Raw genomic sequence first — 23,017 nt, 5'->3', positions numbered from 1 at the left:
GGTCTCAGGCGCGTTTCGCGTGCAGCACGTGGGCGATCTCGCCGAAGGACCGCGCGTCCTTGAACTCCATCAGGTCGCACGTGATCGAGAGCTCGTTCATGGCCTGGATGAGGATGTCGATACGGTCGATCGAGTTGGCGCCGAGGTCCTTGAGGCTCGTGTCGGCGGCCAGACCGCTCAGGTCGGCGTCGTAGAGGACGCTTTCGATCGTCCGCCTCAGCACCGCTGTCGTCTCGTTCATGTCGCGTGCGTCTTTCTGATAGGTGATCGTGTTCGGGCTAGGCACGTTGAAGGTGCCCGGGGTCGGGACGAAGGAGGCTGCTGCCCGGTTCCGATCCATCCGTCTCGCGGGGCAGGTCCGTGTCCGCCGCACCGTCCCGGGCGTCCGACCAGACCGACCTGTTCTCCGGAGCATCAAGCCGGGGGCGACGGGTAGCGGGGTGGTTATACTTGAAAGTGCGCGTATTTGGAGACATGCAGTTGCGACCGTGATGGGAGTGGGAGCGGCACACGCAGGCAACGTATTCGGGTGACTTGAACGAGAGGTTAACCGTGCGTGGCCGCTAGTCGTGTCGTTCGCGTGATGCCGCTAGTGAGGCATCGTCCTTCTGGGATACAGGGTTTCTCAGAAGGACGACGCGGGACGATGATGGTCGCGTGGAGCAGTGGACGGACGACGAACTGTATGCCGAGCGTCGCCGGTTGGCGGACAGCCTGCCGGGATTGGCGGACTTCACCCCGGCGTCGTTGCACGAGGAATGGCGCCGGTGCGGTAAACCGACGTGCCGGTGCGCCCGGAAAGGCGATCCGGGGCATGGGCCGCGGTACACCCTGGTGCGGCGGCGTATGGGCCGGGTGGTGACCCGTCGGGTGCCGGCCGTGATGGTGGCCGAGTTCGAGGAACGCACCAAGCGCTGGGCCCAGTTCCAGCAGGCGTGCAGCCGGCTGGCCGAGGTCAATGCCGAGTTGGACCGGCGTCGACTGCTCGGGGAGGCAGGCGCGGGCCGGTCGGCGACAGGGGCCGAGCGACAGGGCGGCGCCACCCGTGTGACCCGTTCGGCGCGGCCGGTTTAGGGCTTGGGGTCAGCGAGGCACTTGCGCGCCGCGCGATCGGTTCGTCGCCGACGGTTCGTCGCCGACACCGAGCCCGCGGGAGGCCGTCCACGACGGGCCGTCCCCCGCGACGACCGCGTTCGCTCATCGCTGCTCTCTCCGCTGCAGCCAGCCCGCCGGTCCCCGCTATGACCGCGTCCACCCTGATTTCCGCACATCGACACGCCCAAGCAAGCGCTTCCCGGCCCCTCATGACCCGACGAGTGCGCAGAAATCAGGGCGGACGCCGCCGTCGTCCACGCGCGACAGGCTGCACCAAGGCATCGCGCTTGGCGGTGTCGGACGTCGATGTGCCCGCGCGACGGCAGACAGCGCGGTCTTTTCCCGAAGTGTGCGAATCGCCTCGCCCTTTCAGGGCACACATGCGGGACGCATCACATCGGATTTCGGCATCTCGCGTAGCAGAACCGATACCATGAAGCGAGATCAAGCAGGTTCCACCGTGAGGACGGCCAGGTCAGGATGTGGCCCGTGAGCATCGCCACATCGCGCACCCGTGGTCGCCGATCTGCGAGCATCACCCTAGCCCTCCTACTTGTGTTTTCCCTGTGCGGATACGCCGACACCTTCGCGAGTCCGGTCTCGGCGTCGGCGGAGACGACGGACGGCGGCCCAGCACCGATCGGGAAGGAACGCGATGTGCCGTCCTTCCACGACTACCCCGGTGCGCAGGCCAACTACGGAGGCCTCTCCTACGTCAACAACGATCCGGGTCAATACACCTAGGCCGCCAGCGATCTGCCGGTCTATCACGGGGCGACCACGTTCATACCCTCGACCGCACCCTGCACTACCGGGTGCGAAGTATCGAGGTCGTCGAACCGAGCGACATCTCCGGCCTCGTGGTCGTGCCCGGTGAGGATCTCGTCTCGCTGGTGACCTGCACGCCGCTGGGCATCAACACGCATCGGCTGATCGTGGAGGGCGAGCGCATCGCCGATCCGGACGAGGACCGGCACCTGCTGCCATCTCTACCCGCTCGGGGAGCGAACTCGCCGGCGCTGTCGTGCATATGTCGCGCGATTGTCCAGTTTGATTCAGAGCACGACATTCACGGCGTCAAGACCGCACCTTGTCTAGGCGCTGTTTAGTGCGGTTACCGTCCCGTCGCTGGGGTAGACAAGCCTTCAACCAACGTTCCAGGACCGCGACCTCCTGATCGTGTTGCTGGCCAGAGATGGTCACGGCGGCGTGAAACAAGGACATGAACGTTTGGTCGACACGTGGTCGCAGGTTAGCGACGCCCAACTGCCTAGGCTCATCAAGGGAGATCCCCGGTCCGGTTGGTCTCTCTATCCACACCCTCTGAGGCGCCGTTCGCGTCCTCGATCGTCGAACGAAGAGGAACCTCCTTAATGAAGCTGACGAGGACGAGGCCAACGACCACCATCGGGATCAGGGCGGCGAACACCGGGGTGAGCGCATCGTTGTACGCACTGACGATGACATCGCGAATCGCTTGCGGCAGTGCGCGTACGGCCCCGGGGGTGAGAGAGTCGAGGCTGCCTGCCGATGCTCCTCCCACCGACGCCAGCCCTGACAGGAGATCGGTCAGGCGCGAGGTAAACAGCGCCCCGACGATGGCGCCGCCGAGGGATGCGCCGATCTCACGGAAGAAGTTGTTGGCAGCGGTCGCAGTACCGACCTGTGAGTCGGGCAACGAGTTCTGGACGACCAGCACGAGGATCTGCATACCCAGCCCAACCCCAAGACCGAGGACGAACAGGTAACTCAGAAGAACCCAAAGACGGGTCTCAACCGTGAGCGTGGACAAGAGCCACAAGCCGAGACCGAGGCCGATCATGCTGGCAATGGGCATCCACTTGTAGCGTCCGGTTAACGATGCCAACTGACCCGTGGTGACCGCTCCCAGTGTGAGACCGGCGACCATGGGAATCATCATGAGCCCCGAAACCGTCGCGTTGACGCCCGTGACCATCTGCAGATAGGTGGGCAGGTAAGCGATTGCACCGAACATGGCTATCCCGATGAACAAGCCCGCGGTCGTGGCGAGAACGAAATTCCGGCTCTTGAACAATGCGAGAGGGATGATCGGTTCGACAGCGTGGTGTTCCGCGAGTACGAAAAGCGCACCGAACACCACCGCTGCCGCGATGAGACCGACAATGACGGGAGAGCCCCATTCGTATTCAGTCCCTCCCCACGACGCGACGAGGATGACCGATGTGACCGCGATAGCCATGGTGGTGATCCCCCAAACGTCGAGTCGAACCTTGTGCTCATGTTTGGGGAGTCTGAGGAAGACTGTTGCGAGCGCTATGGCGGCGATACCAAGAGGGACATTGATCCAGAACGCCCACCGCCAATGCGCCGACTCTGTGAACCAGCCGCCCAAGAGCGGGCCGACAACTGAGGACAATCCGAAGACCGCGCCCATGATGCCCATGTATTTTGACCGCTCACGTACCGGCGCAACGTCAGCGATGATCGCCTGAGCAAGGATCATCAGGCCGCCACCACCAATGCCGTGAACGGCACGAGCAACAATCAGCCCGGTCATGTTTTGGGCAAACCCTCCCAACACCGAGCCGACGAGAAAGATCGTCAGCGCCCCGATGAACAGGCCCTTGCGGCCCAGGAGGTCGCCGAGCTTGCCATAGATCGGCATCATGATCGTCGATGCGACCAGATATGCCGTCGTGACCCACAGCATGTGAGTCACCCCACCGAGTTCGCCCACGATGGTGGGCAGCGCAGTGGAAAAGACAGTCTGGTCAAGCGAACTGAGCAGCATCGCGACAAGAAGCCCGGCAAAAACGAGGACAACATGGCGAGAGTGCCCCGGCTCAGGGATGGACGCGGCTGCGTCGATCGCTGGTCTGATCGAAGTGGTCACTCCTCCAGACTTGCTGATCGTCATGCGCGTCCGCGTCCCCCGAGCGCGGCATCTTCCTACCACGATCGCGGTATCGGCCGTCAGCTTCCCGGTGTGAGCAATCCGGACTCATAAGCGATGATGACCAACTGTGCGCGGTCGTGAACCCGCAACTTCGTCATGACGCGGTTCACATGGGTCTTCGCCGTATGCGGCGAAATGACGAGTTCGTCAGCGATGTCCTGATTGGATCGTCCCGTCGCCACCAGGAACAACACTTCGCGCTCGCGCTCGGTCAGCCCCGACAGTTCGGGCAGTGAGCCCTGGCCTGCCCGAGCAGGCACACGGACGTACCTGGTGATCAGGCTGCGAGTGGCCGCCGGCGACAGTAGCGTGTCGCCGGCGTGCACCGCATGCACCGCACGGACGATGTCGTCCGGTTCGGAGCCCTTGCCGATGAACCCGCTCGCGCCTGCCCTGAGGGCGGCGACGAGGTACTCGTCCTCCTCGAACGTCGTGAGGATGAGCACTCTCGTGCCTGCGAGTTCGGGATCGCCGCAGATCTCTGCTGTAGCCTCAATGCCGTCCATGTTCGGCATTCGGATGTCCATGATCACGACGTCCGGGCGACGCGCCCGAGCCAGCTTGACCGCCTCCCGACCGTCGACGGCCTGGCCGACGACCTCGTCATCTTCTTGACCAGCAAGAATGTCCGAGACAGCCTGGCGGATCAGCACCTGGTCGTCGGCGACGAGCACACGCGTCACGTGGTTTCCTCCTTCGGTATCGGAAGCTCGGCGCTGACTCTCCAGCCGCCGGGCACCAGCCCCGCATGCACCGTCCCTCGCACCGAGGAGACGCGCTCGCGGATGCCGATCAGCCCCACCCCCGCCCCCGGGACGGGGGTGGCAGCCCCGTCCGGGACGGATGCAGGTGCGCCATGATCGACGGGATTCGTGACGACAATGCGCAGCGTTTCCGGCAGCACGGCAACGAGAACATGCGCGCGGTGACCGGAACCGTATTTGTGAGCGTTGGTGAGCGACTCCTGGACGACCCGATAGGCGACCATACCGGCGCTTCCACGGACGCGGGAGAGGTCACCCTCGATCCTCCGGTGTACCTCCAACCCGGTGGAGGAAAACTGGTCCATGAGCTCGTCGAGCTGCCCCAGCCCTGGCTGCGGCGCAGTGGCCGGGGCGTCCTGCCCGTCGGAGCGCAACATGCTCAGCAGGTCTCCGATCTCGGCCAGGACTGTGCGCGCCGCCCCGCGAATCGTGCCGAGCGCTGCACGCGCACGTTCGGGGTCAGTGTCCATCGCCGTGGACGCGACGCCGGCGTTCAAGCTGATGACAGCGATCTGGTGAGCGACCGCGTCATGGAGGTCGCGCGCGATCCGCAAGCGTTCTTCAGTCACGCGACGCCTCGCCTCTGCCTCACGCGTCTGTTCCGCGCGATCTGCCCGCTCCGTGACGGCCACCAGGTACTCACGACGTGAGCGGGTTGCATCCCCTGCGGCAGCCGCGAACGCGATCGTCACGATGAATTGGAACACGTGGGCGTCCAGGTCACGTGTGACTGCGACCGTCACGCTGATCGCCGTCATCACGCCCATGACGACTCCGCCGACGACGAGCGACGCCTTCCGGCTCGTGTCGTTGGCCAAGTGGAAGACTGCGACGGCGATCGCGAGGCCGATGCCCGGCAACAACGGTCCACCGATTGCGGTGATCGCGAACAGCGCGACCAGAGCGACGAGCACAGCCACCGGCGCTCGTCGCCGCAGCGGCAGCACGAGAGCTGGGACGAGCGCGGCGCTCCACGACAGCACATCGCTGGGAAGCATCTCGGGTTCAAGGAACGGCGCGAACGCCGGTGCGACGACAAGCACGGTAACCACAAGATCGATCGCCCACCACGGCGCGCGCGGATGCGGCTGAGGATAGGAAGTCGTCGGCGTCACTCCCCCAGTTTGCCGTCTGGCGCAATTACTCTCCTCCCCACCACTCTGCGAGCCGTACCGCGAACGCGGTATCGAAGTGTCCGCGACGGGGTGATGTGCCGCGCAGCGATGAGCGGGAGGCTGGGAACTCCAGCAGATGCCGTGCCCCTGCGGGCAATCCAGGAGACTCCATGAACAATCCGATCCTCGATGTGTCGAACGTACACAAAACGTATGGCCGCGGCCAGAACCGCTTCGAAGCACTCAAGGGAGTGAGCTTCACGATCTCGGGGGGAGAGTCCATCGCGATTCTGGGTAAGAGCGGTTCTGGCAAGTCGACCCTCATGCACTGCCTCGCGCTCCTCGACGCCCCGACGTCGGGCACCATCACTCTGGAAGGCGCCGACACACGTTCCCTCAAGGGACGCACCCTCAACCGAACCCGCAACAAGACCTTCGGATTCGTGTTCCAGCAGTTCTTCCTCACCCCGAGCGCCTCGGTTCTGGACAACGTGATCCTGCCGCTGAAGATTGCAGGCGTCGGCTCCGCCGAGCGGAGGCGCCGCGGTCTGGCGGCGCTCGAGCAGTTGGAGCTCCTCGACAAGGCGAAGAACAAAGCCACGGATCTCTCCGGAGGCCAGAAGCAGCGCGTTGTCATCGCCCGCGCACTGGTGAACGATCCTCGGATCATTTTCGCCGACGAGCCCACCGGGAACCTCGATTCCAAGACCGGTTCCGTGGTCGAGGATATTCTCTTCAACCTGAACCGCGAGCACGGAATAACCCTGATCGTCGTCACCCACGACATCGACCTCGCGACACGATGCGATCGTCAGCTTCGTATCCGCGACGGCCTGCTCGCCGGCACGGGGCAGGAGGCTGCCGCATGAAAACCACGGACCTTATCGCCTCAGCGATCTCGAACACGTTCCGGTCGAGAACCCGGACAATCCTCACAGTCCTGTCGATCTTCATCGGCGCGTTCACGCTGACCATCACCAGCGGGCTCGGCACCGGTATCAACGCTTACATCGACGACACCGTCAGCGGCGTGGGCGCGTCCAATGCCATGACCGTCACCAAGACCAGCGAGAGCACGGGCGACCCTCTGGCGAGCAGCGGCGAGCCGACGGAATACGATCCGGACGCGGTTTCGACCGGTATCCCGGGCACCACGGTCATCGCGCTCACGCCAGATGACATCCAGTCGATAAAGAACATCGACGGGATACTCGACGTAGACCCACAGCGAAGCATCACCCCCGACTACATCCGGTTCGAGGACGGCACCAGGTACGTCGCGAGCGTAGGCAGCCTGGTGGCGGGCCAGACGACAGTGCTCTCTTCTGGTGTCGAACCCGACGATGGCTCCGGCGATCTGCAGGTCGCCTTGCCACAGGCTTATGTCGAGCCCCTCGGACTGGGCGACGACGCGGATGCACTGGGACAAACGATCGCCATCGCCATCACCGACGCGACAAACACGCAGCACATCGTCGAGGCGACGGTCGTCGGCGTCACGGAAGAGGCTCTGGCGTCACCAACGGGCTCGAGCGTCCTGCTGAACCAGGCGCTCACGGAGACGCTTCACGATGCGCAGAGTACCGGTCTTCCAGCGACTCAGGCAGACCGATACTCCTCGGCCAGCGTCTGGTTCGACCCCGACGCCACCGACGCGGCGATCGATGAGTTGAAGGACCAGCTTGCCGACGCCGGGTACACCGGCACCACCATCGCCGACCAGCTCGGCATGATCACCACTGTCATCGACGGAATCGTGCTCGTACTTAACGCGTTCGCCGTCATCGCGCTTCTGGCCGCAGCATTCGGAATCGTCAACACCCTCTACATGTCAGTGCAGGAACGCACCCGCGAGATCGGCCTCATGAAGGCGATGGGAATGGGCAGCGGACGTGTGTTCGCCCTGTTCAGCATCGAGGCGACGTTCATCGGCTTCCTCGGCAGCGCGATCGGGGCATTGGTCGCGATCGTCGTCGGGTCGGCCTTCAGTCAAGTGCTCTCCGAGACCCTTCTGGCCGATCTCGCAGGACTCGAGCTGATCGCGTTCGCGCCGTCGTCCATCGCGACCATCGTCATCCTTGTCATGGTCATCGCGTTCCTTGCCGGGACGCTGCCGGCCGCTCGGGCAGCACGAGCCGACCCAGTGGACTCCCTACGGTACGAGTGACCTCATGCGTGCCCGCGGCCTGGGGCACCTTCTCCCGTCGGGAAAGTGCTCGACCCTCACTCATCTCGCATCCGACAGCGGCTCTCTCCTGCTTATCAGCAGGGAACAGACGAGGCCCGCACACGCCATGCCCAGCGAGAACGCGAAGCCCCAACCGACGCCCGCCGCTACGGCCGCCGTACCCCCGGCAGCCGTGGCGCGTTCACCGGCGCTGAGAAGGCTGGCGCCGAGCGCCGTTCCCACCGCCCCGCCGATCTGCGCAAGCGTGCTCAAGATGGTGCTCCCGTCAGACGCGAGATCGAGTGGCAACGCGTTGAGTCCCAACGTCTGTGTCGGCGCGTTTGCCAGCGAGATGCCGACCATGAGCAGGCAGTGCCCGAGCACAATCCACCACAGAGGCCTTGCCTCGCCGGTCGTCATCAGCAAGAGGGAGGCCATGATCGCGATCGCGAGACCACAACGGACCATCACCCGTGGGCTGGCGACGTCCGCGACGCGTCCCGAAGCCGCCGAGAACACACCGTTGAGGGCACCGCCGGGGAGCATGAGCAGGCCAGTTGCCACGACCGCGACGGACCTCGCGTTCTGTAGATACATGGGAATGAGGAAGATCGCACACATCAGCATCGCGTTGTTGCCGACGATGATCAGGGAGCTCAAGAGGAAGTTGCGGTGACGGAAAGGTCGCACGTCCAGCATCGGCTCGGCAAGGCGCAGTTGACGACGACTGAAACCCGCAACACCCAGAACGCCGACGATGAGGCTACCGAGGACCACAGGATCAACCCACCCGTTGTCCCCGCCAAGCCCGAGCCCCAACACCACCCCGCCGAAACCGAGGGTAGACATGACGATGGAGGCGACATCCACCCGAGGCCGCGTGATCGGGCGGACGTTCTCCAGCCATCGCATCGACACGACCAGAGCGACCACGAGGACCGGGATCATGAGCCAGAAGATCCAGTTCCATGTTGCGGATTGCAGTATGAGACCCGCAATAACCGGGCTGATGGCCGGGGCGAACATCACCACGAGTCCGATCATCCCGATGGCGGTTCCCCGCCTGCGCACCGGATAGACAGCGATAGCGGTGTTGAAGATGAGCGGAAGCAGGATGCCTGTGGCCATGCCCTGAACGATTCTGCCTGCAGCAAGCATGGGAAAGGACACGGCAGCGCCGCTGAGCACGGCGCCGGCGAGGAAACACACGGCGGCGAGAACGAGGAGCTGACGAGTAGTGAGCCAGCGCACGAGCACCCCGAACAGCGGCAACAGGATGCCCACAGCCAGGAGGTATCCCGTGGTCAGCCACTGCACGACGGCGGCGCTGACGGAGAACACCGTCATGAGGTCGGGCAGAGCGATGTTCATGGCCGCTTCGCTGTACACCCCGACGAAGGCGGCGATGAGCGGACCCACGATCACCCGGAACGGATGCGGATGACCTGATGCTCTTTTCTCGGGCATGTCGAGGCCCTCCTGCGGATCAGACGGCGCCGTCACCGATCGGACCCTGCTCTGCGGACGCTCTCGATCGTGCGCCTGACGAGTGCGGCCAGCTCCTCGACCTCGTCTGCCGAGAACCCCTCGAAGAGCTCGTTACACATCTTGTCCACGACGATGGACACGTACGCCGCCAATCCTCGCCCTTGCTCGGTGAGGTGCACCCGTTTCCGTCTCCGGTCTTTCTCGCTCGTCTCGAAGACGACCAGTCCCTTGCTCGACAACCGGTTCAGTACACCGTTCACCGTGGGATGCGACAGGCCGAGCCGCTCCTCCAGGTCTTTCTGCACGATTTCGCGTTCCCCGGAGCGAACCAGCAGTTCGAGCACGGTTCCCTGGGTGTAGGTGAGCGACACAGAGGCCAGCCGCCGGTTGAGCAAGGCCTCTATCGCCGTATTCAGCGTCTTGATGTCGAACAAGTCCATGGCTGCCACCATATAGGTCGCATGCGACCTAATCGAATCGACTGCCCAATTCGGCGAGAGTCGAAGCCTCGCGCCCTGCCCGCCAGGCTGAACCATGGTCCATCGCATCACGGCCACCTCACGTCCCGGGGACCAGACGACGGCGGGACAATAATGGAGTCGGCGGCGAACACCTTCTCGATCTGTGGTCGATTACACGGGAACCGCTGACGGACGAAGACGCCCGGCTTTCGCGCCTTGGTGCGCTCGCTCATCAGAGAACGGTTGCGGACGTAGCCGTCAGCAGGTCTGTCCAGTGACGCATCTGCTTGGAGCTGAACCCCTGCGGATGGAGTACGCGACGAGGGTCGTGCTCGATTCGGTCACGCTCGAGGCCGAGGAAAGCGACCACGTCGGCGCCGTCGGCCGGGATGGCGACGGCAAATCAAGCCTGCTCGCGACGCAGACGTCCTCATGGCAGCACAACCCGGCTGCCGCGGCGCCCCTACCGGACTCCACCTTCCCCCGAGCCGACGTCGACCTCGTGAGCCGGAGAGCGTCACACACGGTCACGGACAAAATCCGCACGCTCTTGTCCCCCTGTATGCATGGATTTTGTCCGTGAAAGAGTGCGACGAGACCCTTCCATCGACGTTCATGGCGGAGACCGCCCGGGCACACGGAGTGCACCCGCGGGACCTGTACGCCTGACGTGACGCAGGACAGATCGTGGAGGAAGACCTCGCCCGCGTCGAGACCCAGCCCGCCGCGATGCGCGGACGAACCACGCCCCGAGCCCGCCGAAAGCGGCCGCGCCGCCGAGCAACGCGCCGCGGCTGTAGCCCAACGGTATGCCCGGTCGCTCACTCCCAGGATGTGGCGACGGGGTTCCATCGGCCTGGCACCGAGGAGGACAGCACGGGATCGGCGAAGCCGGCGACCGCGGCGAGCACCTCGGCGAACACCTCGGGAAGTTCGTCTTCGCGGTGAGACCGGGTGCGCCAGGCGCGGTATTTCTGCTGCGACTGCTCACCCATCGGCGCAAGCGCGGGCAGCAGAGTCGTCAGTGCGACCTTGCGGTACTCGGCGACGGTCTCCACCGACGCGCGGAACTCGCCCGCGTCGACCTCGTGGAGATGAGTCAGCGCGTATACGTCGGCGAAGTCGCGCCAGCGAGTGTTGGCGAGGCCGCGGTCGATGGCGGTGACGACTTTCTCGGCCAGCACCATCGTCAGCGGGTAGCCCAGCAGTGTCACGGGCCCCAGCCCGAGGGGCACGACGCGAGGAAGGTCTATGAGCCGCGGGGCGGGCCAGATTGGGTCGCCGAAGTTCACATCTATCCCGACCGTCAGCCGCGCGGTGCCGAGTGTCGCCGTGAGCTTGACTCGAACCCCGGCGTACTCGTCCTCGTCGCGGATCATCGTCGCGGTGACGCTGGCAGGGGAAAACACGAGCCCGTCGTCGACATCCAGCGTCACCATGGCGCGGACGCGCTCGGCGACTTCCTCAGGGTCTCCGGCGAGCCGGGTGGCTTGCAGGTCGATGTCCTTCGTCGGGCGGCGCGCTGCGAACGCGGCAAGCAGCACGCCGCCCTTCAGCACGAAGTCGTCCCGGTACTCAGAGCGGGCGATCCGCGCCAGCAGTCCTTCGAGCGCGTACAGGGTCATCAGCTCCTGCACGTCCGCGCCGCTCCGCCGGGCAAGCCCACGAATGGCGATGGTCGCCTCCCCTGCCGGGGTGCCATGCTGCGGGTTCGGGCTCACAGCAGCACCTCCAGTGCCTGCTGGATCGCGGGACGCGCCTTCGGGAAGCTCTCCGCCAGCGCCAGCAGCGCGCCGGGGCTGTTGCCGCGCCCGCGCAGCCACCGTTTAAGCGCCCCGAGTGCGAGGTCGCTGCCCCACGCATGCCGCAACCGGAACAGGTCGATCAGGGTGCGCTCGGCGGAGTACAGGCCGATGGACAGGCCGCCCGGCAGTGCATGCTCGCTGCGACCGATGCTGAAGGTGTCGGCGTCGAAGCGGTGCCAGACAATGGGTGCGTGATGGACGATGACCGGCTGGGTACCGCGCGGGATAGCGATGTCGCTCCAGGCAGGGATCTCGTCGGTCAGTTCGTGCAGCGACAGTGCTGTAAGCAGGCACAACGTCGCATCGGGTTTCTTCGACGCAACCGCCATCCACGCGGCCGTCGTGTCGTCCACGAGCCCCGCTCGCAGGAACAAGCCAGGGGCGATGCGCTCGAACTCCCCCGACTCAATGAGCCGGTCGAGGCCATGCCGGGTGAGTCCCTGCGCGGTGAGATCGTCATAGCCGAGCAGGTCGGGCAGCGTCGTGGTGTCCATCGTCACTTCCGATCCGGCGGAATTCAATACAGATAGAGCATACCTGTGATGGTTTCCGATGACGAGGGGCTCCTTGGATGCCCACGCCATGGAACGCGAGTACAGACTGACGGTTCCTGCTGGGAGCCGCTGACTTCTGCACAGCACCCGGACGGACCGGCGCAACGAGGAGCATGGAGATACTCGATAGTGCCCGCAAGAACGAGCCCGACCACGGCGGGTACCGTCGACCAGCTCAGGTCTGCACCATCTTCGGCAAGAGCACGGGCGTGCTCGCACCGCACGTTCGGCAGCGTGACGAAACTACCCTCGGGCAAGCGGCAAGCCCGTTACGCCAACCCCGGCGTGTCGGACCAGGCCGCGCCTCCTGGATCCGCACTCCCACCGCCATCAGCGCCAAGGCAGATGCCGCTGTCTGGCTCGCGGCCCGCGAAGCCGAGATCGTCGAACACCGGTGGTGGCCCGCAGCCTGACCTCCCGCGTTCGTCAGCGCTGTCTGGTTGCATTGTGGCCGTGGATGATAACGACGCTGCGTATGAAGCATGGGACGCCAGCATTCGGCAGGACTACCCGTCCGCGTTTCGCAAGATCCGGGTCCAGCATAATGGCGCGCTGGAGGCGCCCGACTCGGACCTCGTCCTGGTAACTGCATCCGTCACTTTCTCCGGAGAGCCGATTGTGGTCTGGGCGAGTGCTCCGGATCGCGCTGCGATGTTCGGACGCCACGGGCCCGACGCGAACCCGGCGCGCCTCAATCCGAATGCCGCTTCAACCTTCGGTGGGAGTTGGGCGAGCATCCGGACGGATCGCGACGTGCGCCTCGTTGTCACGGTCGCCGGGTCCACGACCGAACTCAGGGGTTTGATGCCCGCGTATGCTCACGCACAGCGCTATCAGGACGGTCGCATCCTGCTCGTCGGCTCGCGTGCAGGCCAACCCGTAGGTGGCTCCGACCAGAACGCACTTGTCTTCTCCTCGCAAGGCGAGCTACTGGAGAGAGCGCCAGTCTCGGACGGAGTCGAGCACGCGTACCTAGACGGCGAGGATCGTCTGTGGGTGGGTTACTCAGACGAGGGCGTGTACGGTGCCAGTTCCGTGGGAATCGTCCGATTTGATCAACACCTCGCGCTCGACTGGACGTTTCCGGTGACCACTCTCAGCGACCCCAACGCCCCGCCGTTCATCGACGACTGCTACACGCTGAACGTCGCCGACCACGCCGTGTGGTCGAGCTACTACGGCGACTGGCCGATCGTGAGGATCGTCGCCGACTGCGCGGAGCTTGTCGGTTGGGGCAACCACGCCGCCTATCAGATTCTCGTGGACGAGCCCCGAGTTGCCTTGGTCGGCTACTACGGTGCGCCAGACCTCGTGCGTGTTGGCGAACTGCCAACGCAGGACTGGAACCCCGCGATGCGTGGCGTTCTCGTCGACCCGTCGGGCGATCCGCTGCCAGGCGCTGGCTGGCGGCATGCTCGAGGGAGCGATCTCCACCTCTTCATCGGTACCGAGTGGTTCAGCGTGTCACTTGACTCCATTCGCACTCAGATAGGCGATTGACTCATGGCCCGCTTGTGCCACTCGACTTCACGGGCTGCTCCATCAACATGCAGCTGCCAATTGCGAGACCCGTCCGCCGCTCGCTGGGAACGGTCGCTGTGTTCGTCGACCGGCTCACAGAGTTTGGGATCGAACGCACGTATGCCCTTCTCCCGCAGCTTCGGCGAAAGACTCTTCGAGTTGCGATTCACCCTCGTCCCAACGGCCAGGCGAACGCGGCGGTGTGCAGATGCGCGGCGTAGTGTATCTTGTTCTGGAATGACCGGTTTTGGTGGTGGCCATGTCCGTTCTCCCCGTTCGGAGAACGGAACGGTGAGCACTGTCGCGCATTTGTCGCACGCGGCCCTTCGAATGCCTCTGAAACCAGCCTTTGACAAGGCATTTCACATGGTCGGGCTGACAGGATTTGAACCTGCGACCCCTTGACCCCCAGTCAAGTGCGCTACCAAGCTGCGCTACAGCCCGCCAGACCCGGCTCGACGCCCGATCCGTTGACCTACGTTACCGGAACCAGCCCCAAAGTCCCAACCGGACGACCAGCGTGCCATCCACCACGGCCACCAATCGGCGACACGTCCCGGCAAGCACCCCCATCACTCCCCTACAGCCCCGGCGCTACCGACGATCCCGACGATGGCGTCCCCGTACAGTTCGAGCTTCTTCGCCCCCACCCCACTGATCCCCGACAACGCGTCCCGCGAGTCCGGCCGCTGCTGCGCGATCGCGACCAGGGTGGCGTCCGGGAACACGACGTAGGCGGGCACGGCCGCTGCCCGGGCGGTCTCGGCACGCCAGGCCCGCAGCCGTTCGAAGAGCTCCCGGTCGTCCGCCGACAACTCGCCGGCGGCAGCCGAGCGGGTGCGCGAAGCTCCCCCACCCGACGAGTTCCCCTTCCGCCGCCGACCAGCACCGGCCTGAACCACCGGGTCCTGGCGCAGGGCCACCGTCTGCTCACCCCGCAGCACCGGCCATGAGGTCTCGGTCAGCTCCAGGGTCCCGTGCCCGTCGGCCGACACCGCCGCCAATCCCTCGGCCAGCAGTTGCCGGACGACCGCCCGCCACTGGAGGTCGGTCAGCTCGGTGCCGATGCCGAAGGTACTCAGCTGGTCGTGGTGCCACCGCGCGATCTTGGGAGTGTGCCTGCCGAGCAGTATGTCGATCAGTTGCCCCGCGCCGAAGCGTTGGTTGCGCTCGCGCTTCAGCCGCACGATCGTCGACAGCAGCTTCTGCGCGGCGACCGTGCCGTCCCAGGGCGTCGGAGGCTCCAAGCAGGTGTCGCAGTTGCCGCAGGGCTCGCTGTGCTCCCCGAAGTGCTCGAGGATCAGCTGGCGGCGACACCGCAGCGTCTCGCACAGGCCCAGCATCGCGTCCAGCTGGCGGCTGAGCAACCGTTTGTGGGCCTCATCGCCGTCGGAGCCCTCGATCAACTGGCGCTGCTGCACGACGTCGGCCAACCCGTAGGCCATCCACGCCGTCGCGGGCAGGCCGTCGCGCCCCGCGCGCCCGGTCTCCTGGTAGTAGCCCTCGATACTGCGGGGCAAGTCGAGGTGCGCGACGAAGCGCACGTCCGGCTTGTCGATGCCCATGCCGAACGCGATCGTCGCCACCATCACCAGGCCGTCCTCGCGCAGGAACCGTGACTGGTGCTCGGCACGAACATCTCCGGGCAGGCCGGCGTGGTACGGCAGCGCCGGAATCCCCTCGCGGACGAGCGCCTCCGCGGTCTTCTCGACTGAGTTCCGCGACAGGCAGTAGACGATGCCGGCGTCCCCGTCGTGCTCGGTGCGGATCAGGTCGACGAGTTGACGCAGCGGCTGCTGCTTCGGCTCGATGCGGTACCGGATGTTCGGCCGATCGAAGCTGGCGACGAAGGTGCGTGCCCGCTGCAGCCCGAGCCTCTCGACGATCTCGCGTCGCGTCGCGGGGGTGGCGGTCGCGGTCAGCGCGATGCGCGGGATCTCGGGCCAGCGCTCCCCCAGCACCGACAACTTGAGGTAGTCGGGGCGGAAGTCGTGCCCCCACTGAGAGACACAGTGGGCCTCGTCGATGGCGAACACCGACACCCGCACCCGGTCGAGGAACTCCTGGGTGCGTTCCAGCCCGAGCCGCTCCGGCGCCAGATACACCAGGTCGAGTTCGCCGGCCAGCGCCGCCTGCTCGGTGGCGTACCTCTCGGCGGAGGTCTGCGTCGAGTTGAGGAATCCCGCCCGCACCCCGAGCGCCTCCAGCGCGGTCACCTGGTCGTGCATCAGGGCGATCAGCGGCGAGACCACCACCCCCACTCCGGGCCGCACCAGCGCCGGAATCTGGTAACACAGCGATTTCCCACCACCGGTGGGCATCAGCACCAGCGCGTCCCCGCCCCCGACGACGTGGTCGATGATCTGCTCCTGCTCGCCCCGGAAGCTGTCGTAGCCGAAAGTGGAGCGCAGCACGGACAACGCGATGGGCCGCTCGGAGGCGGCCACCTGAACGTCGGGAATCGGGGTCGGCACAGACGTCATGGTAGACGCGTGCGGTGACACCACCGTGTCGCCACCGACGCGTCGTCCCGGACCCCACGACCCACCAACTTTGCATCACCAATAACCTTGCACCACATACTAGCTGGCGCTACCATCTACCTCATGGACGACATCTCCACCCAGCTGCGGAAGGGCTCCCTCGAACTGGCGGTCCTCACGCTGCTGAGCACCCAACCGCGCTACGGGGTCGAGGTGGTGGACGACCTGTCCGCCCGTCCCGGCCTGGAGGCCACGAGCGGCACGATCTACCCGCTGCTCACACGGCTCAAGAACTCCGGCCTGGTCGAGACCACCTGGCAGGAATCCCCGGTCGGCCCGCCCCGCAAGTACTACCGGCTCTCCCCCGCCGGCCAGGCCCAGCTCGCGTCCCAGCGGACGGCGTGGAAACAGCTCGTCCACGCCATGAACACCCTCTTCGAGGAGGCCGGACGATGACCACGACACCCATCGACGACTACGTTCGCGAGGTCGGACGTCACCTGCGGCTCCGCGGGCGCAAACGCGCCCAGGCCCTCGCCGACCTGCGGGAGGCCCTTGCGGAAGCGGCAACAGCAACGTCGGTCGGCAGTGCCGTCACCGACGCGGGACCCGCCCTGGATTACGCCGCCAACCTGGACGAGCAGTTCGGCACCGCGGACGGCGCCTTCCACCGCGTCCTCGGCCTCCCGAACTCATTCGGCCCCGGCATCGGCAAGCGCCTCGCCTCCACGTTCGACCCCACCGACGAACGTCTGGTGATTCCCCGCGTCTTCGGCGCGGGGTGGACGCTCAACATGGGTGCGGTCGCCGTGCGCCTCGGGCTTCTCCGCCCCGATGACGCGGACGACGAGATCCTGGCCTCGGCGGCCGACGATCATCTCGTCCCCAGCCGGGTGCTCGCGCTGGTTCCACTCGCCACCGCCCTGGCAGCGGTCGCCTTCCTGCATGCCCGCCGCGATGTCCTCATCAAGCAAACCGGCAAGCCGCAGACGGCCAATCTCGTGCTCGGTACGCTCATGCCTCTGGGTGCCGCGGCCCTGGTGGCCGCCTCCGCGGACGACTCTCTCGCTCCCGCTCAGCGCCTGACCATGCCCGCGGTCGGCGCGTCCCTGGCGACGATCGCCGCAGGCACCTCCGCGCAGCTGGCCACCAAGCCGAAGGGCCAGGCCGTCATGCTCGCCTCCATCGGGTTGGCCGGGACGATCCAGTTGCTCCTCAGCTACCTGCCGGTGCGTGCCGCGCTCACCGAGCGCTGGCGCAACGCGGCCTCGTGATTATTGGGGTTGATCGTGGGTCGAACTCGACCTGCGATCAACCCCAATAATTCCCCGGAGGAGGCGACGGCCCCTACCGCACGTGGTCGAACAGCTCGGTCGACAGGTACCGCTCGCCGGTGTCGGCGAGGACGCCCACCAGGGTCTTCCCCTCGAACTCCGGACGCTCCGCCAGCCGGGCGAGCCCCGCCAGCACCGCCCCGGACGAGATTCCGACGACCAGCCCTTCCTCGGTCATCGCCCGCCTCGCGAACGCGATCGCCTCGTCCTGCGGCACCCGCAGCACCTCGTCGATCAGTTCCTGATCCGTGACGGGCGGCACACCGCTGCCCCCCGTGATGCCCTGGATCTTGTGTGGACGCCACTCGCCGCCGTTCAGCACGGGCGCTTCGTCCGGCTCGACACCGATGACGGCGACGTCCGGGTTGAAACGGCGCAGGAATCGTCCCGTGCCCGAGATCGTCCCTCCCGTGCCCGTGGCAGCCACAACGGCGTCCACCTGCCCATCGGTGTCGGCCCAGATCTCCGGCCCGGTCGTCGACTCGTGCACGGCGGGGTTCGCCGGGTTGCCGCCCTGACCGGACAGAAAGGCACCCGGAATGGCGTCGATGATCTCGCCCGCACGCCGGTTGGCCCCGGCCATTCCCTCGGTGCCGGGTGTCAGCTCCAGCTGCGCACCCAGCCCCTTCAGCAGAAGCCGCCGCTCGGTCGACACGTCGTCCGGCATGACGAGCACGACGCAGTACCCCAGGCAGGCGCCGATCCATGCCAGGGCGATGCCCGTGTTACCGCTCGTCGCCTCGACGATGGTGCCGCCCGGCCGCAGCCGACCGTCGCGTTCGGCGGCTCGCACGATCGACAGTGCGGTGCGGTCCTTCACGCTGGCCAACGGGTTGAAGAACTCCAGTTTCACCAGCACACGTGCCCGGTCGGAGCCGGCGAGATGCTGGAGCTGGAGCAACGGCGTGTGCCCGACCAACTCGGTCAGGCTCTGGTGAATACGGCTCATGGACGACTTTCCAACGGATCGGTGACCGCCGCCTCCACGTGTGGTGCGGGAGCCTCTTCTTCCAGCGACGGGGGCTCGTCCTCCATTGCGGGCATGGCATTGGGAGGGTAGCTGACCGGTCGGGCAGGCACGCCGGCCACGGTGGTGTAGGCGGGAACGTCCGCCAGGACGACCGACCCGGCGCCGATCTTGGCGCCCTCGCCGATCGTGATGTTCCCCAGCACCTTGGCCCCCGCGCCGATCATCACACCCCGGCCGACCTTCGGGTGACGATCACCACCCACCTTTCCCGTTCCCCCGAGGGTCACCTCGTGCAGCATCGAGAAGTCGTCCCCGACCACGGCCGTCTCGCCGATGACGACCGAGGTGGCATGGTCGAACATGATTCCCTTGCCGATCCTGGCACCGGGGTGGATGTCCACGGCGAACACTTCCGAGTTGCGGCCCTGCAGATACAGCGCCAACGCGGGACGATCGTGCGTCCAGTAGAAATGCGCCACCCGGTAGACCTGCAGCGAGTGAAACCCCTTGAAGTACAGGAAGGGCGTGGAAAAGCCGCGGCACGCCGGATCACGGCTGAGTACCGCTCGCAGATCCTCGCGTACCGCGAACCCGATGTGCGGGTCCTCCTCGAGGGCCTCGCTGAAGATCTTCTGCAGGCTGAGCGACGGGATCGACTGGCTCCCGAGCTTGCCCGCGAGGATATGGCCGAGCGAGTCCTCCAAAGTGCGGTGCGAGAGGATGTCGGTGTGCAGAAGACTGGCCAGTGCCGGTTCGGATCGGGCATCGGCGCGCGCCTCCGCACGGATCCGGGCCCACACGGCATCGTGATGGTTGGTCATGGTGCGCCTCAGAACTTCGATCGAATGATGGTGAGATGAGGGAGAAATCCGTCACGCGGGCATGGGCCCGGCTGACGGGATTCGCGCGCTGGCTGGCTCGGACGGGGTCAACGACAACAGCGACAACACGGCGTCATGCAGCGCGTAGCGCACCTGGCCTGGCTGATGATCACCACCATGGGGTTCATCGTACATCGGCATCCCAGCGTCGCCGATGTCGTCCGTGCGGGCTCAGTTCCGGTCCTTGCGCTTGGCCCGGGCGCGAACCTCGATGTGCACGGGCGTGCCGATGAACCCGAACTCCTCGCGCAGGCGGCGCTCGATGAAGCGGACGTACTGAGCGTCCATCTGCCCCGAGGTGAACAGGGCGAAGGTGGGCGGGCCCACATGGGCCTGCGTCCCGAACAGGATCCTCGGCTGCTTGCCGCCGCGCACCGGGTGCGGGTGGGACGCCACCACGCGTCCGAGGAACGAGTTGAGCTGCCCTGTCGACACTCGGGTCTCCCAGCCCTCCAGCGCCGCGTCGATGGCCTTGGCCAGCTTGTCGACGTTGCGCCCCGTGAGCGCGGAGATGTTCACGTGCGGAGCCCACGCCCACACCCCGAGATCGCGCTCGATCTCACGGGTGAGGTAGCGGCGACGTTCCTCGTCGGTCAGGTCCCACTTGTTGTAGGCGATGACCAGCGCCTTGCCCGCTTCCTCCACCCCGGACAGGATCTTCAGATCCTGTTCCGAGACCGGCTCGGACGCGTCCACGACCACGACGCAGCACTCGGCGCGTTCGATGGCGGCCTGGGTACGCAGCCACGCGTAGTACTCGCTGCCGGAGGCCTCCTTGACCCGCTTGCGGATGCCTGCCGTGTCGATCAGGCGGTACGGCACCCCGCCGATCTCGACGAGTTCGTCCACGGGATCGACCGTCGTGCCCGACACGTCCGACACGACCGAACGCGTCTGGCCCGCCAGCTTGTTCAGCAACGACGACTTGCCGACGTTGGGCTTGCCCACGATCGCGACGCGCCTGGGACCGCCCGGCTCGTCGGCCTCCGCGGACCCCTCCTCGGGCAGCTTCGCGAGCAGCGCGTCGAGCATGTCGCCGGACCCCCGGCCGTGCAGCGCCGACACCGAGTAGGGCTCGCCCAGGCCGAGGCGCCACATGGCGGCGGCGTCGGCCTCGCGACGCGGGTCGTCCACCTTGTTCGCGACGAGGAGGACGGGCTTGCGGCTGCGGCGCAGCACCTGGACGACGGCCTCGTCCTCGTCCGTCACGCCGACGGTGGCGTCCACGACGAAGATCACGGCATCGGCCAGCTGGATCGCGATCTCGGCCTGCTCGGCGATCTGCGCGGCCATGCCGGTGGCGTCCGAGGCCCATCCACCGGTGTCGACCAGCACGAACTCGCGGCCGCTCCATTCGGCGTCGTAGCTCACGCGGTCCCGGGTGACCCCGGGCGTGTCCTGGACGACGGCCTCTCTGCGCCCGAGGACGCGGTTGACCAATGTGGACTTGCCCACATTCGGACGCCCGACCACCGCGACGACAGGACGCGCGACGAGGGCGGATTCGGGGACAGTGGGCTCACTCACAAGCAACAAGGCTACTCGATGGCCCCGCAGCCGCTCCGGGATCGCCCGCCTGGAGCTCGTTGCGCTCCTCGACGTGGCGGTTTCGACAGGCTCAACCACCACCCGCGAACGATCCCCACCACCACCCGCGAACGATCCCCGCCACCACCCACAAACGATCCCTGAGCCTGTCGAAGGGACGGAAGCTCGCTTCGACAAGCTCAACGAACACCCTCCCAGATGATCCCTGAGCCCGTCGAAGGGACGGAGGCTCGCTTCGACAAGCTCAACGAGCACCCTGCAAGCGGTCCCTGAGCCCGTCGAAGGGACGAAGGCTCGCTTCGACAAGCTCAACGAACACCCTGCAAGCGACCCCTGAGCCCGTCGAAGGGACGACCCGGCCCCTCGAAACCCCTACAGGGCGCGGCCGACCAGTCGTTGTGCGAACGCCAGGTGCTCGACGCAGGCCGTCTGGAGTTCGTCGCGCACCCGGGACACCTCGTCGCTCGTGCGCGGCCAAGCGGCTTCGGCATAGTGCCGAGCCCCGCCGAACACGACGTCGATCGTCGCGCGCAGCCGGGGCACGGCATTCAGGTCGGTCCCCGAGGGCTTGGTCCCCAGGATGGCGACCGGGACGACCGGAACGCCGGTCACCAACGCCAGCCAGGCCACACCGCCGCGGAACTGGGTAAAGTCGCCGCTGCCCCGGCGTCCCTCGGGAAAGATCGCCAGCTTCCGCCCCGACCGCAGCACATGGACCGCACGGCGCAGGCCGTCGACGTCCGGGAAGGTGCGTTCGAGCGGGATCTGACCGGCCACCCGCAACAGGGGGGCCACCGGCGAACTGAACAGTTCCGACTTCGCGAGGGCGAACGTGTCGGGGCTGGCCAGCACGATGAGCGGGCCGTCGATGGCAGCCGTGTGGTTGGGGGCGATGATGGCCGGGCCGTCCGGGAGGTTGTGGTGCAAATGCGTACGGATGTTCCACAGGGCGCCGAAGGCGACGCGCCCGACGCCGCGCCAGCCTCGCAGCGCACGCATGGGGAGGGCTGGCAGGTGCGCAGTGCCGGGCAGCCCGTGCACGGGACTCGACGCGGAGGCAGGACCGCGGTTCGATGGGGTGTCGGATGTCCGGTTCGGCTGGAGTGCGTCGAGGCTCATGTCGCTCCTGGTGTCGGGTTCCTCAGGTGAGGGGTCGGTCCGGTCCCGGTGATGGCACCGGGACGACGAGTTCGTGCGGGACGAGGGCCACGACCCGGTCGATCACCTCGTCGAGGGTCAGGTCCGTGGAATCGATCAGGTGAACTCCCTCGTCCGCGGGGGTCTCGAAGCGGGTGGTGGCCGAATCTGCGGCGTCGCGTCCCACCACCTGCTCGGCGACGGTCTCGTGATCGGCCGCCCCGTCCAACTGCGCTTCCCTGCGATGGATGCGCTGCTCGGGATCGGCCTGCAGCAGGACGCGCACGTCTGCACCGGGTGCGACCACCGTCGTGATGTCGCGTCCTTCGACGACGATGCGGCCACAGTCCTCGATGATCCGGCGCATCCGGACGATCAGTGCCTCACGCGCCGGCAGGACACCGGCGTAACCCGACACGATCCCCGAGACCTCCGGGGCGTGCAACTGCTCGGTGACGTCGTTGGCACCCAGCTCGACGCGGAACGACGCGGGATCGGTGCGGACCTTGATCGGGAGGTCGCGGGCCGCCCGGGCGACGGCGACGGGGTCGTCGGACGCGATGCCCCGGTGAGTGCACCACAGCGCCAGCGCCCGGTACATGGAACCTGTGTCGAGATACTCGCATCCCAGCCGGGACGCGACGGCTCGCGACGTGCTCGACTTGCCCGAACCACTCGGGCCGTCGATCGCGATCACCAGCCGGGGTTGCAACACGGTTGTCACGGTAGGAATCCAACCTTTCCAAATGGCAAACT

The 23,017-nt window shown here is 66.3% G+C and carries 22 protein-coding genes and 1 tRNA gene; 8 read left to right on the top strand and 15 right to left on the bottom strand.

Going from position 1 to position 23,017, the window contains the following annotated elements:
- Positions 1-4: 4 nt before the first annotated feature.
- The gene (locus FB473_RS06255; protein ID WP_167165654.1) at positions 5-241 is read right to left on the bottom strand and encodes a phosphopantetheine-binding protein; all 237 of its coding nucleotides are present in this window, start codon (positions 239-241) and stop codon (positions 5-7) included.
- A gap of 416 nt (positions 242-657) precedes the next feature.
- Here FB473_RS06255 and FB473_RS06250 point away from each other — a divergent pair, with 416 nt between their 5' ends.
- The 3 genes from FB473_RS06250 to FB473_RS18220 all read left to right on the top strand — a co-directional run bounded on the left by FB473_RS06250 (position 658) and on the right by FB473_RS18220 (position 2,204).
- Complete coding sequence (locus FB473_RS06250) at positions 658-1,074, top strand: DUF6788 family protein (RefSeq protein WP_167165652.1); 417 nt, start codon at positions 658-660, stop codon at positions 1,072-1,074.
- A 510-nt stretch (positions 1,075-1,584) separates the two neighbouring features.
- Entirely contained in the window at positions 1,585-1,839 is a 255-nt protein-coding gene (locus FB473_RS17620) for a hypothetical protein (protein WP_208390795.1), read from the top strand.
- The gene (locus FB473_RS18220) at positions 1,830-2,204 is read left to right on the top strand and encodes a sortase (RefSeq protein ID WP_341770133.1); all 375 of its coding nucleotides are present in this window, start codon (positions 1,830-1,832) and stop codon (positions 2,202-2,204) included. The genes FB473_RS17620 and FB473_RS18220 overlap by 10 nt, the downstream gene beginning before the upstream one ends.
- A gap of 170 nt (positions 2,205-2,374) precedes the next feature.
- On the opposite strand, the gene FB473_RS06240 is transcribed toward FB473_RS18220, so the two are convergent.
- From FB473_RS06240 to FB473_RS06230, 3 genes are all read right to left on the bottom strand, one after another.
- A complete protein-coding gene (locus tag FB473_RS06240; RefSeq protein WP_341770057.1) occupies positions 2,375-3,970 on the bottom strand; it encodes an MDR family MFS transporter in 1,596 nt (531 codons plus the stop codon).
- Between the two features lie 80 nt (positions 3,971-4,050).
- On the bottom strand, positions 4,051-4,716 hold the full coding sequence (locus tag FB473_RS06235; RefSeq protein WP_167165646.1) for a response regulator: 666 nt from the start codon (positions 4,714-4,716) through the stop codon (positions 4,051-4,053).
- Positions 4,713-5,840, bottom strand: a complete 1,128-nt coding sequence (locus tag FB473_RS06230) for a histidine kinase (RefSeq protein ID WP_167165644.1) — start codon at positions 5,838-5,840, stop codon at positions 4,713-4,715. The genes FB473_RS06235 and FB473_RS06230 overlap by 4 nt, the downstream gene beginning before the upstream one ends.
- 242 nt (positions 5,841-6,082) lie before the next feature.
- Here FB473_RS06230 and FB473_RS06225 point away from each other — a divergent pair, with 242 nt between their 5' ends.
- Both FB473_RS06225 and FB473_RS06220 read left to right on the top strand, forming a co-directional pair.
- Positions 6,083-6,781 (top strand): ABC transporter ATP-binding protein, encoded by a 699-nt coding sequence (locus FB473_RS06225; protein WP_167165642.1) that lies wholly within the window; start codon positions 6,083-6,085, stop codon positions 6,779-6,781.
- Entirely contained in the window at positions 6,778-8,079 is a 1,302-nt protein-coding gene (locus FB473_RS06220) for an ABC transporter permease (RefSeq protein WP_167165640.1), read from the top strand. Before FB473_RS06225 ends, FB473_RS06220 begins: the two co-directional genes overlap by 4 nt.
- A 60-nt stretch (positions 8,080-8,139) precedes the next feature.
- Here the strand turns inward: FB473_RS06220 and FB473_RS06215 are convergent, their stop codons facing one another.
- The 4 genes from FB473_RS06215 to FB473_RS06200 all read right to left on the bottom strand — a co-directional run bounded on the left by FB473_RS06215 (position 8,140) and on the right by FB473_RS06200 (position 12,417).
- Complete coding sequence (locus tag FB473_RS06215; RefSeq protein WP_167165638.1) at positions 8,140-9,582, bottom strand: DHA2 family efflux MFS transporter permease subunit; 1,443 nt, start codon at positions 9,580-9,582, stop codon at positions 8,140-8,142.
- A complete protein-coding gene (locus FB473_RS06210) occupies positions 9,579-10,007 on the bottom strand; it encodes a MarR family winged helix-turn-helix transcriptional regulator (RefSeq protein ID WP_167165637.1) in 429 nt (142 codons plus the stop codon). The genes FB473_RS06215 and FB473_RS06210 overlap by 4 nt, the downstream gene beginning before the upstream one ends.
- An 842-nt stretch (positions 10,008-10,849) precedes the next feature.
- Entirely contained in the window at positions 10,850-11,749 is a 900-nt protein-coding gene (locus FB473_RS06205; RefSeq protein WP_341770056.1) for a nucleotidyl transferase AbiEii/AbiGii toxin family protein, read from the bottom strand.
- Entirely contained in the window at positions 11,746-12,417 is a 672-nt protein-coding gene (locus tag FB473_RS06200) for a type IV toxin-antitoxin system AbiEi family antitoxin domain-containing protein (protein ID WP_243863489.1), read from the bottom strand. Before FB473_RS06200 ends, FB473_RS06205 begins: the two co-directional genes overlap by 4 nt.
- A gap of 423 nt (positions 12,418-12,840) precedes the next feature.
- Here FB473_RS06200 and FB473_RS06195 point away from each other — a divergent pair, with 423 nt between their 5' ends.
- Positions 12,841-13,887, top strand: a complete 1,047-nt coding sequence (locus tag FB473_RS06195) for a hypothetical protein (protein ID WP_167165635.1) — start codon at positions 12,841-12,843, stop codon at positions 13,885-13,887.
- A 388-nt stretch (positions 13,888-14,275) separates the two neighbouring features.
- On the opposite strand, the gene FB473_RS06190 is transcribed toward FB473_RS06195, so the two are convergent.
- Positions 14,276-14,352 (bottom strand) — tRNA-Pro (locus tag FB473_RS06190).
- A 128-nt stretch (positions 14,353-14,480) separates the two neighbouring features.
- Complete coding sequence (gene recQ / locus FB473_RS06185) at positions 14,481-16,391, bottom strand: DNA helicase RecQ (RefSeq protein WP_167165634.1); 1,911 nt, start codon at positions 16,389-16,391, stop codon at positions 14,481-14,483.
- 123 nt (positions 16,392-16,514) lie between these two features.
- Between recQ and FB473_RS06180 the strand changes: the two genes are divergently transcribed.
- Positions 16,515-16,847 carry a PadR family transcriptional regulator gene (locus tag FB473_RS06180; protein ID WP_167165633.1) on the top strand — a complete coding sequence of 111 codons (333 nt, stop codon included), beginning with the start codon at positions 16,515-16,517 and terminating at the stop codon, positions 16,845-16,847.
- Positions 16,844-17,665 carry a DUF5808 domain-containing protein gene (locus tag FB473_RS06175; protein ID WP_167165632.1) on the top strand — a complete coding sequence of 274 codons (822 nt, stop codon included), beginning with the start codon at positions 16,844-16,846 and terminating at the stop codon, positions 17,663-17,665. The genes FB473_RS06180 and FB473_RS06175 overlap by 4 nt, the downstream gene beginning before the upstream one ends.
- A 73-nt stretch (positions 17,666-17,738) precedes the next feature.
- Here FB473_RS06175 and cysK read toward each other — a convergent pair whose 3' ends face one another.
- From cysK to cmk, 5 genes are all read right to left on the bottom strand, one after another.
- Positions 17,739-18,674: a cysteine synthase A gene (gene cysK / locus FB473_RS06170; RefSeq protein ID WP_167165631.1), complete on the bottom strand. Its 936-nt coding sequence runs from the start codon at positions 18,672-18,674 to the stop codon at positions 17,739-17,741.
- A complete protein-coding gene (gene cysE, locus FB473_RS06165) occupies positions 18,671-19,516 on the bottom strand; it encodes a serine O-acetyltransferase (RefSeq protein WP_167165630.1) in 846 nt (281 codons plus the stop codon). The genes cysK and cysE overlap by 4 nt, the downstream gene beginning before the upstream one ends.
- A gap of 231 nt (positions 19,517-19,747) precedes the next feature.
- A complete protein-coding gene (der, locus tag FB473_RS06160) occupies positions 19,748-21,103 on the bottom strand; it encodes a ribosome biogenesis GTPase Der (protein WP_341770054.1) in 1,356 nt (451 codons plus the stop codon).
- A gap of 393 nt (positions 21,104-21,496) precedes the next feature.
- Positions 21,497-22,243 carry a lysophospholipid acyltransferase family protein gene (locus tag FB473_RS06155; RefSeq protein WP_167165628.1) on the bottom strand — a complete coding sequence of 249 codons (747 nt, stop codon included), beginning with the start codon at positions 22,241-22,243 and terminating at the stop codon, positions 21,497-21,499.
- A gap of 22 nt (positions 22,244-22,265) precedes the next feature.
- On the bottom strand, positions 22,266-22,985 hold the full coding sequence (gene cmk, locus FB473_RS06150; RefSeq protein ID WP_341770053.1) for a (d)CMP kinase: 720 nt from the start codon (positions 22,983-22,985) through the stop codon (positions 22,266-22,268).
- Between the last annotated feature and the right edge of the window lie 32 nt (positions 22,986-23,017).

Origin of the sequence: Brooklawnia cerclae (assembly GCF_011758645.1) — a bacterium.
Taxonomy (GTDB): Bacteria; Actinomycetota; Actinomycetes; order Propionibacteriales; family Propionibacteriaceae; genus Brooklawnia; species Brooklawnia cerclae.
The sequence above is the reverse complement of the archived record's forward strand: the minus strand, read 5'-3'. Positions and strand labels throughout refer to the sequence as shown.

Coding starts and splice junctions, on each gene's coding strand:
- FB473_RS06225 (WP_167165642.1), top strand. CDS start 6,083: ATGAACAATCCGATCCTCGATGTGTCGAACGTACACAAAACGTATGGC.
- FB473_RS06210 (WP_167165637.1), bottom strand. CDS start 10,007: ATGGACTTGTTCGACATCAAGACGCTGAATACGGCGATAGAGGCCTTG.
- cysE (WP_167165630.1), bottom strand. CDS start 19,516: ATGACCAACCATCACGATGCCGTGTGGGCCCGGATCCGTGCGGAGGCG.
- FB473_RS06155 (WP_167165628.1), bottom strand. CDS start 22,243: ATGAGCCTCGACGCACTCCAGCCGAACCGGACATCCGACACCCCATCG.
- recQ (WP_167165634.1), bottom strand. CDS start 16,391: ATGACGTCTGTGCCGACCCCGATTCCCGACGTTCAGGTGGCCGCCTCC.
- FB473_RS06220 (WP_167165640.1), top strand. CDS start 6,778: ATGAAAACCACGGACCTTATCGCCTCAGCGATCTCGAACACGTTCCGG.
- FB473_RS06200 (WP_243863489.1), bottom strand. CDS start 12,417: ATGGCGTGGGCATCCAAGGAGCCCCTCGTCATCGGAAACCATCACAGG.
- FB473_RS06255 (WP_167165654.1), bottom strand. CDS start 241: ATGAACGAGACGACAGCGGTGCTGAGGCGGACGATCGAAAGCGTCCTC.
- FB473_RS06175 (WP_167165632.1), top strand. CDS start 16,844: ATGACCACGACACCCATCGACGACTACGTTCGCGAGGTCGGACGTCAC.
- cysK (WP_167165631.1), bottom strand. CDS start 18,674: ATGAGCCGTATTCACCAGAGCCTGACCGAGTTGGTCGGGCACACGCCG.
- FB473_RS06180 (WP_167165633.1), top strand. CDS start 16,515: ATGGACGACATCTCCACCCAGCTGCGGAAGGGCTCCCTCGAACTGGCG.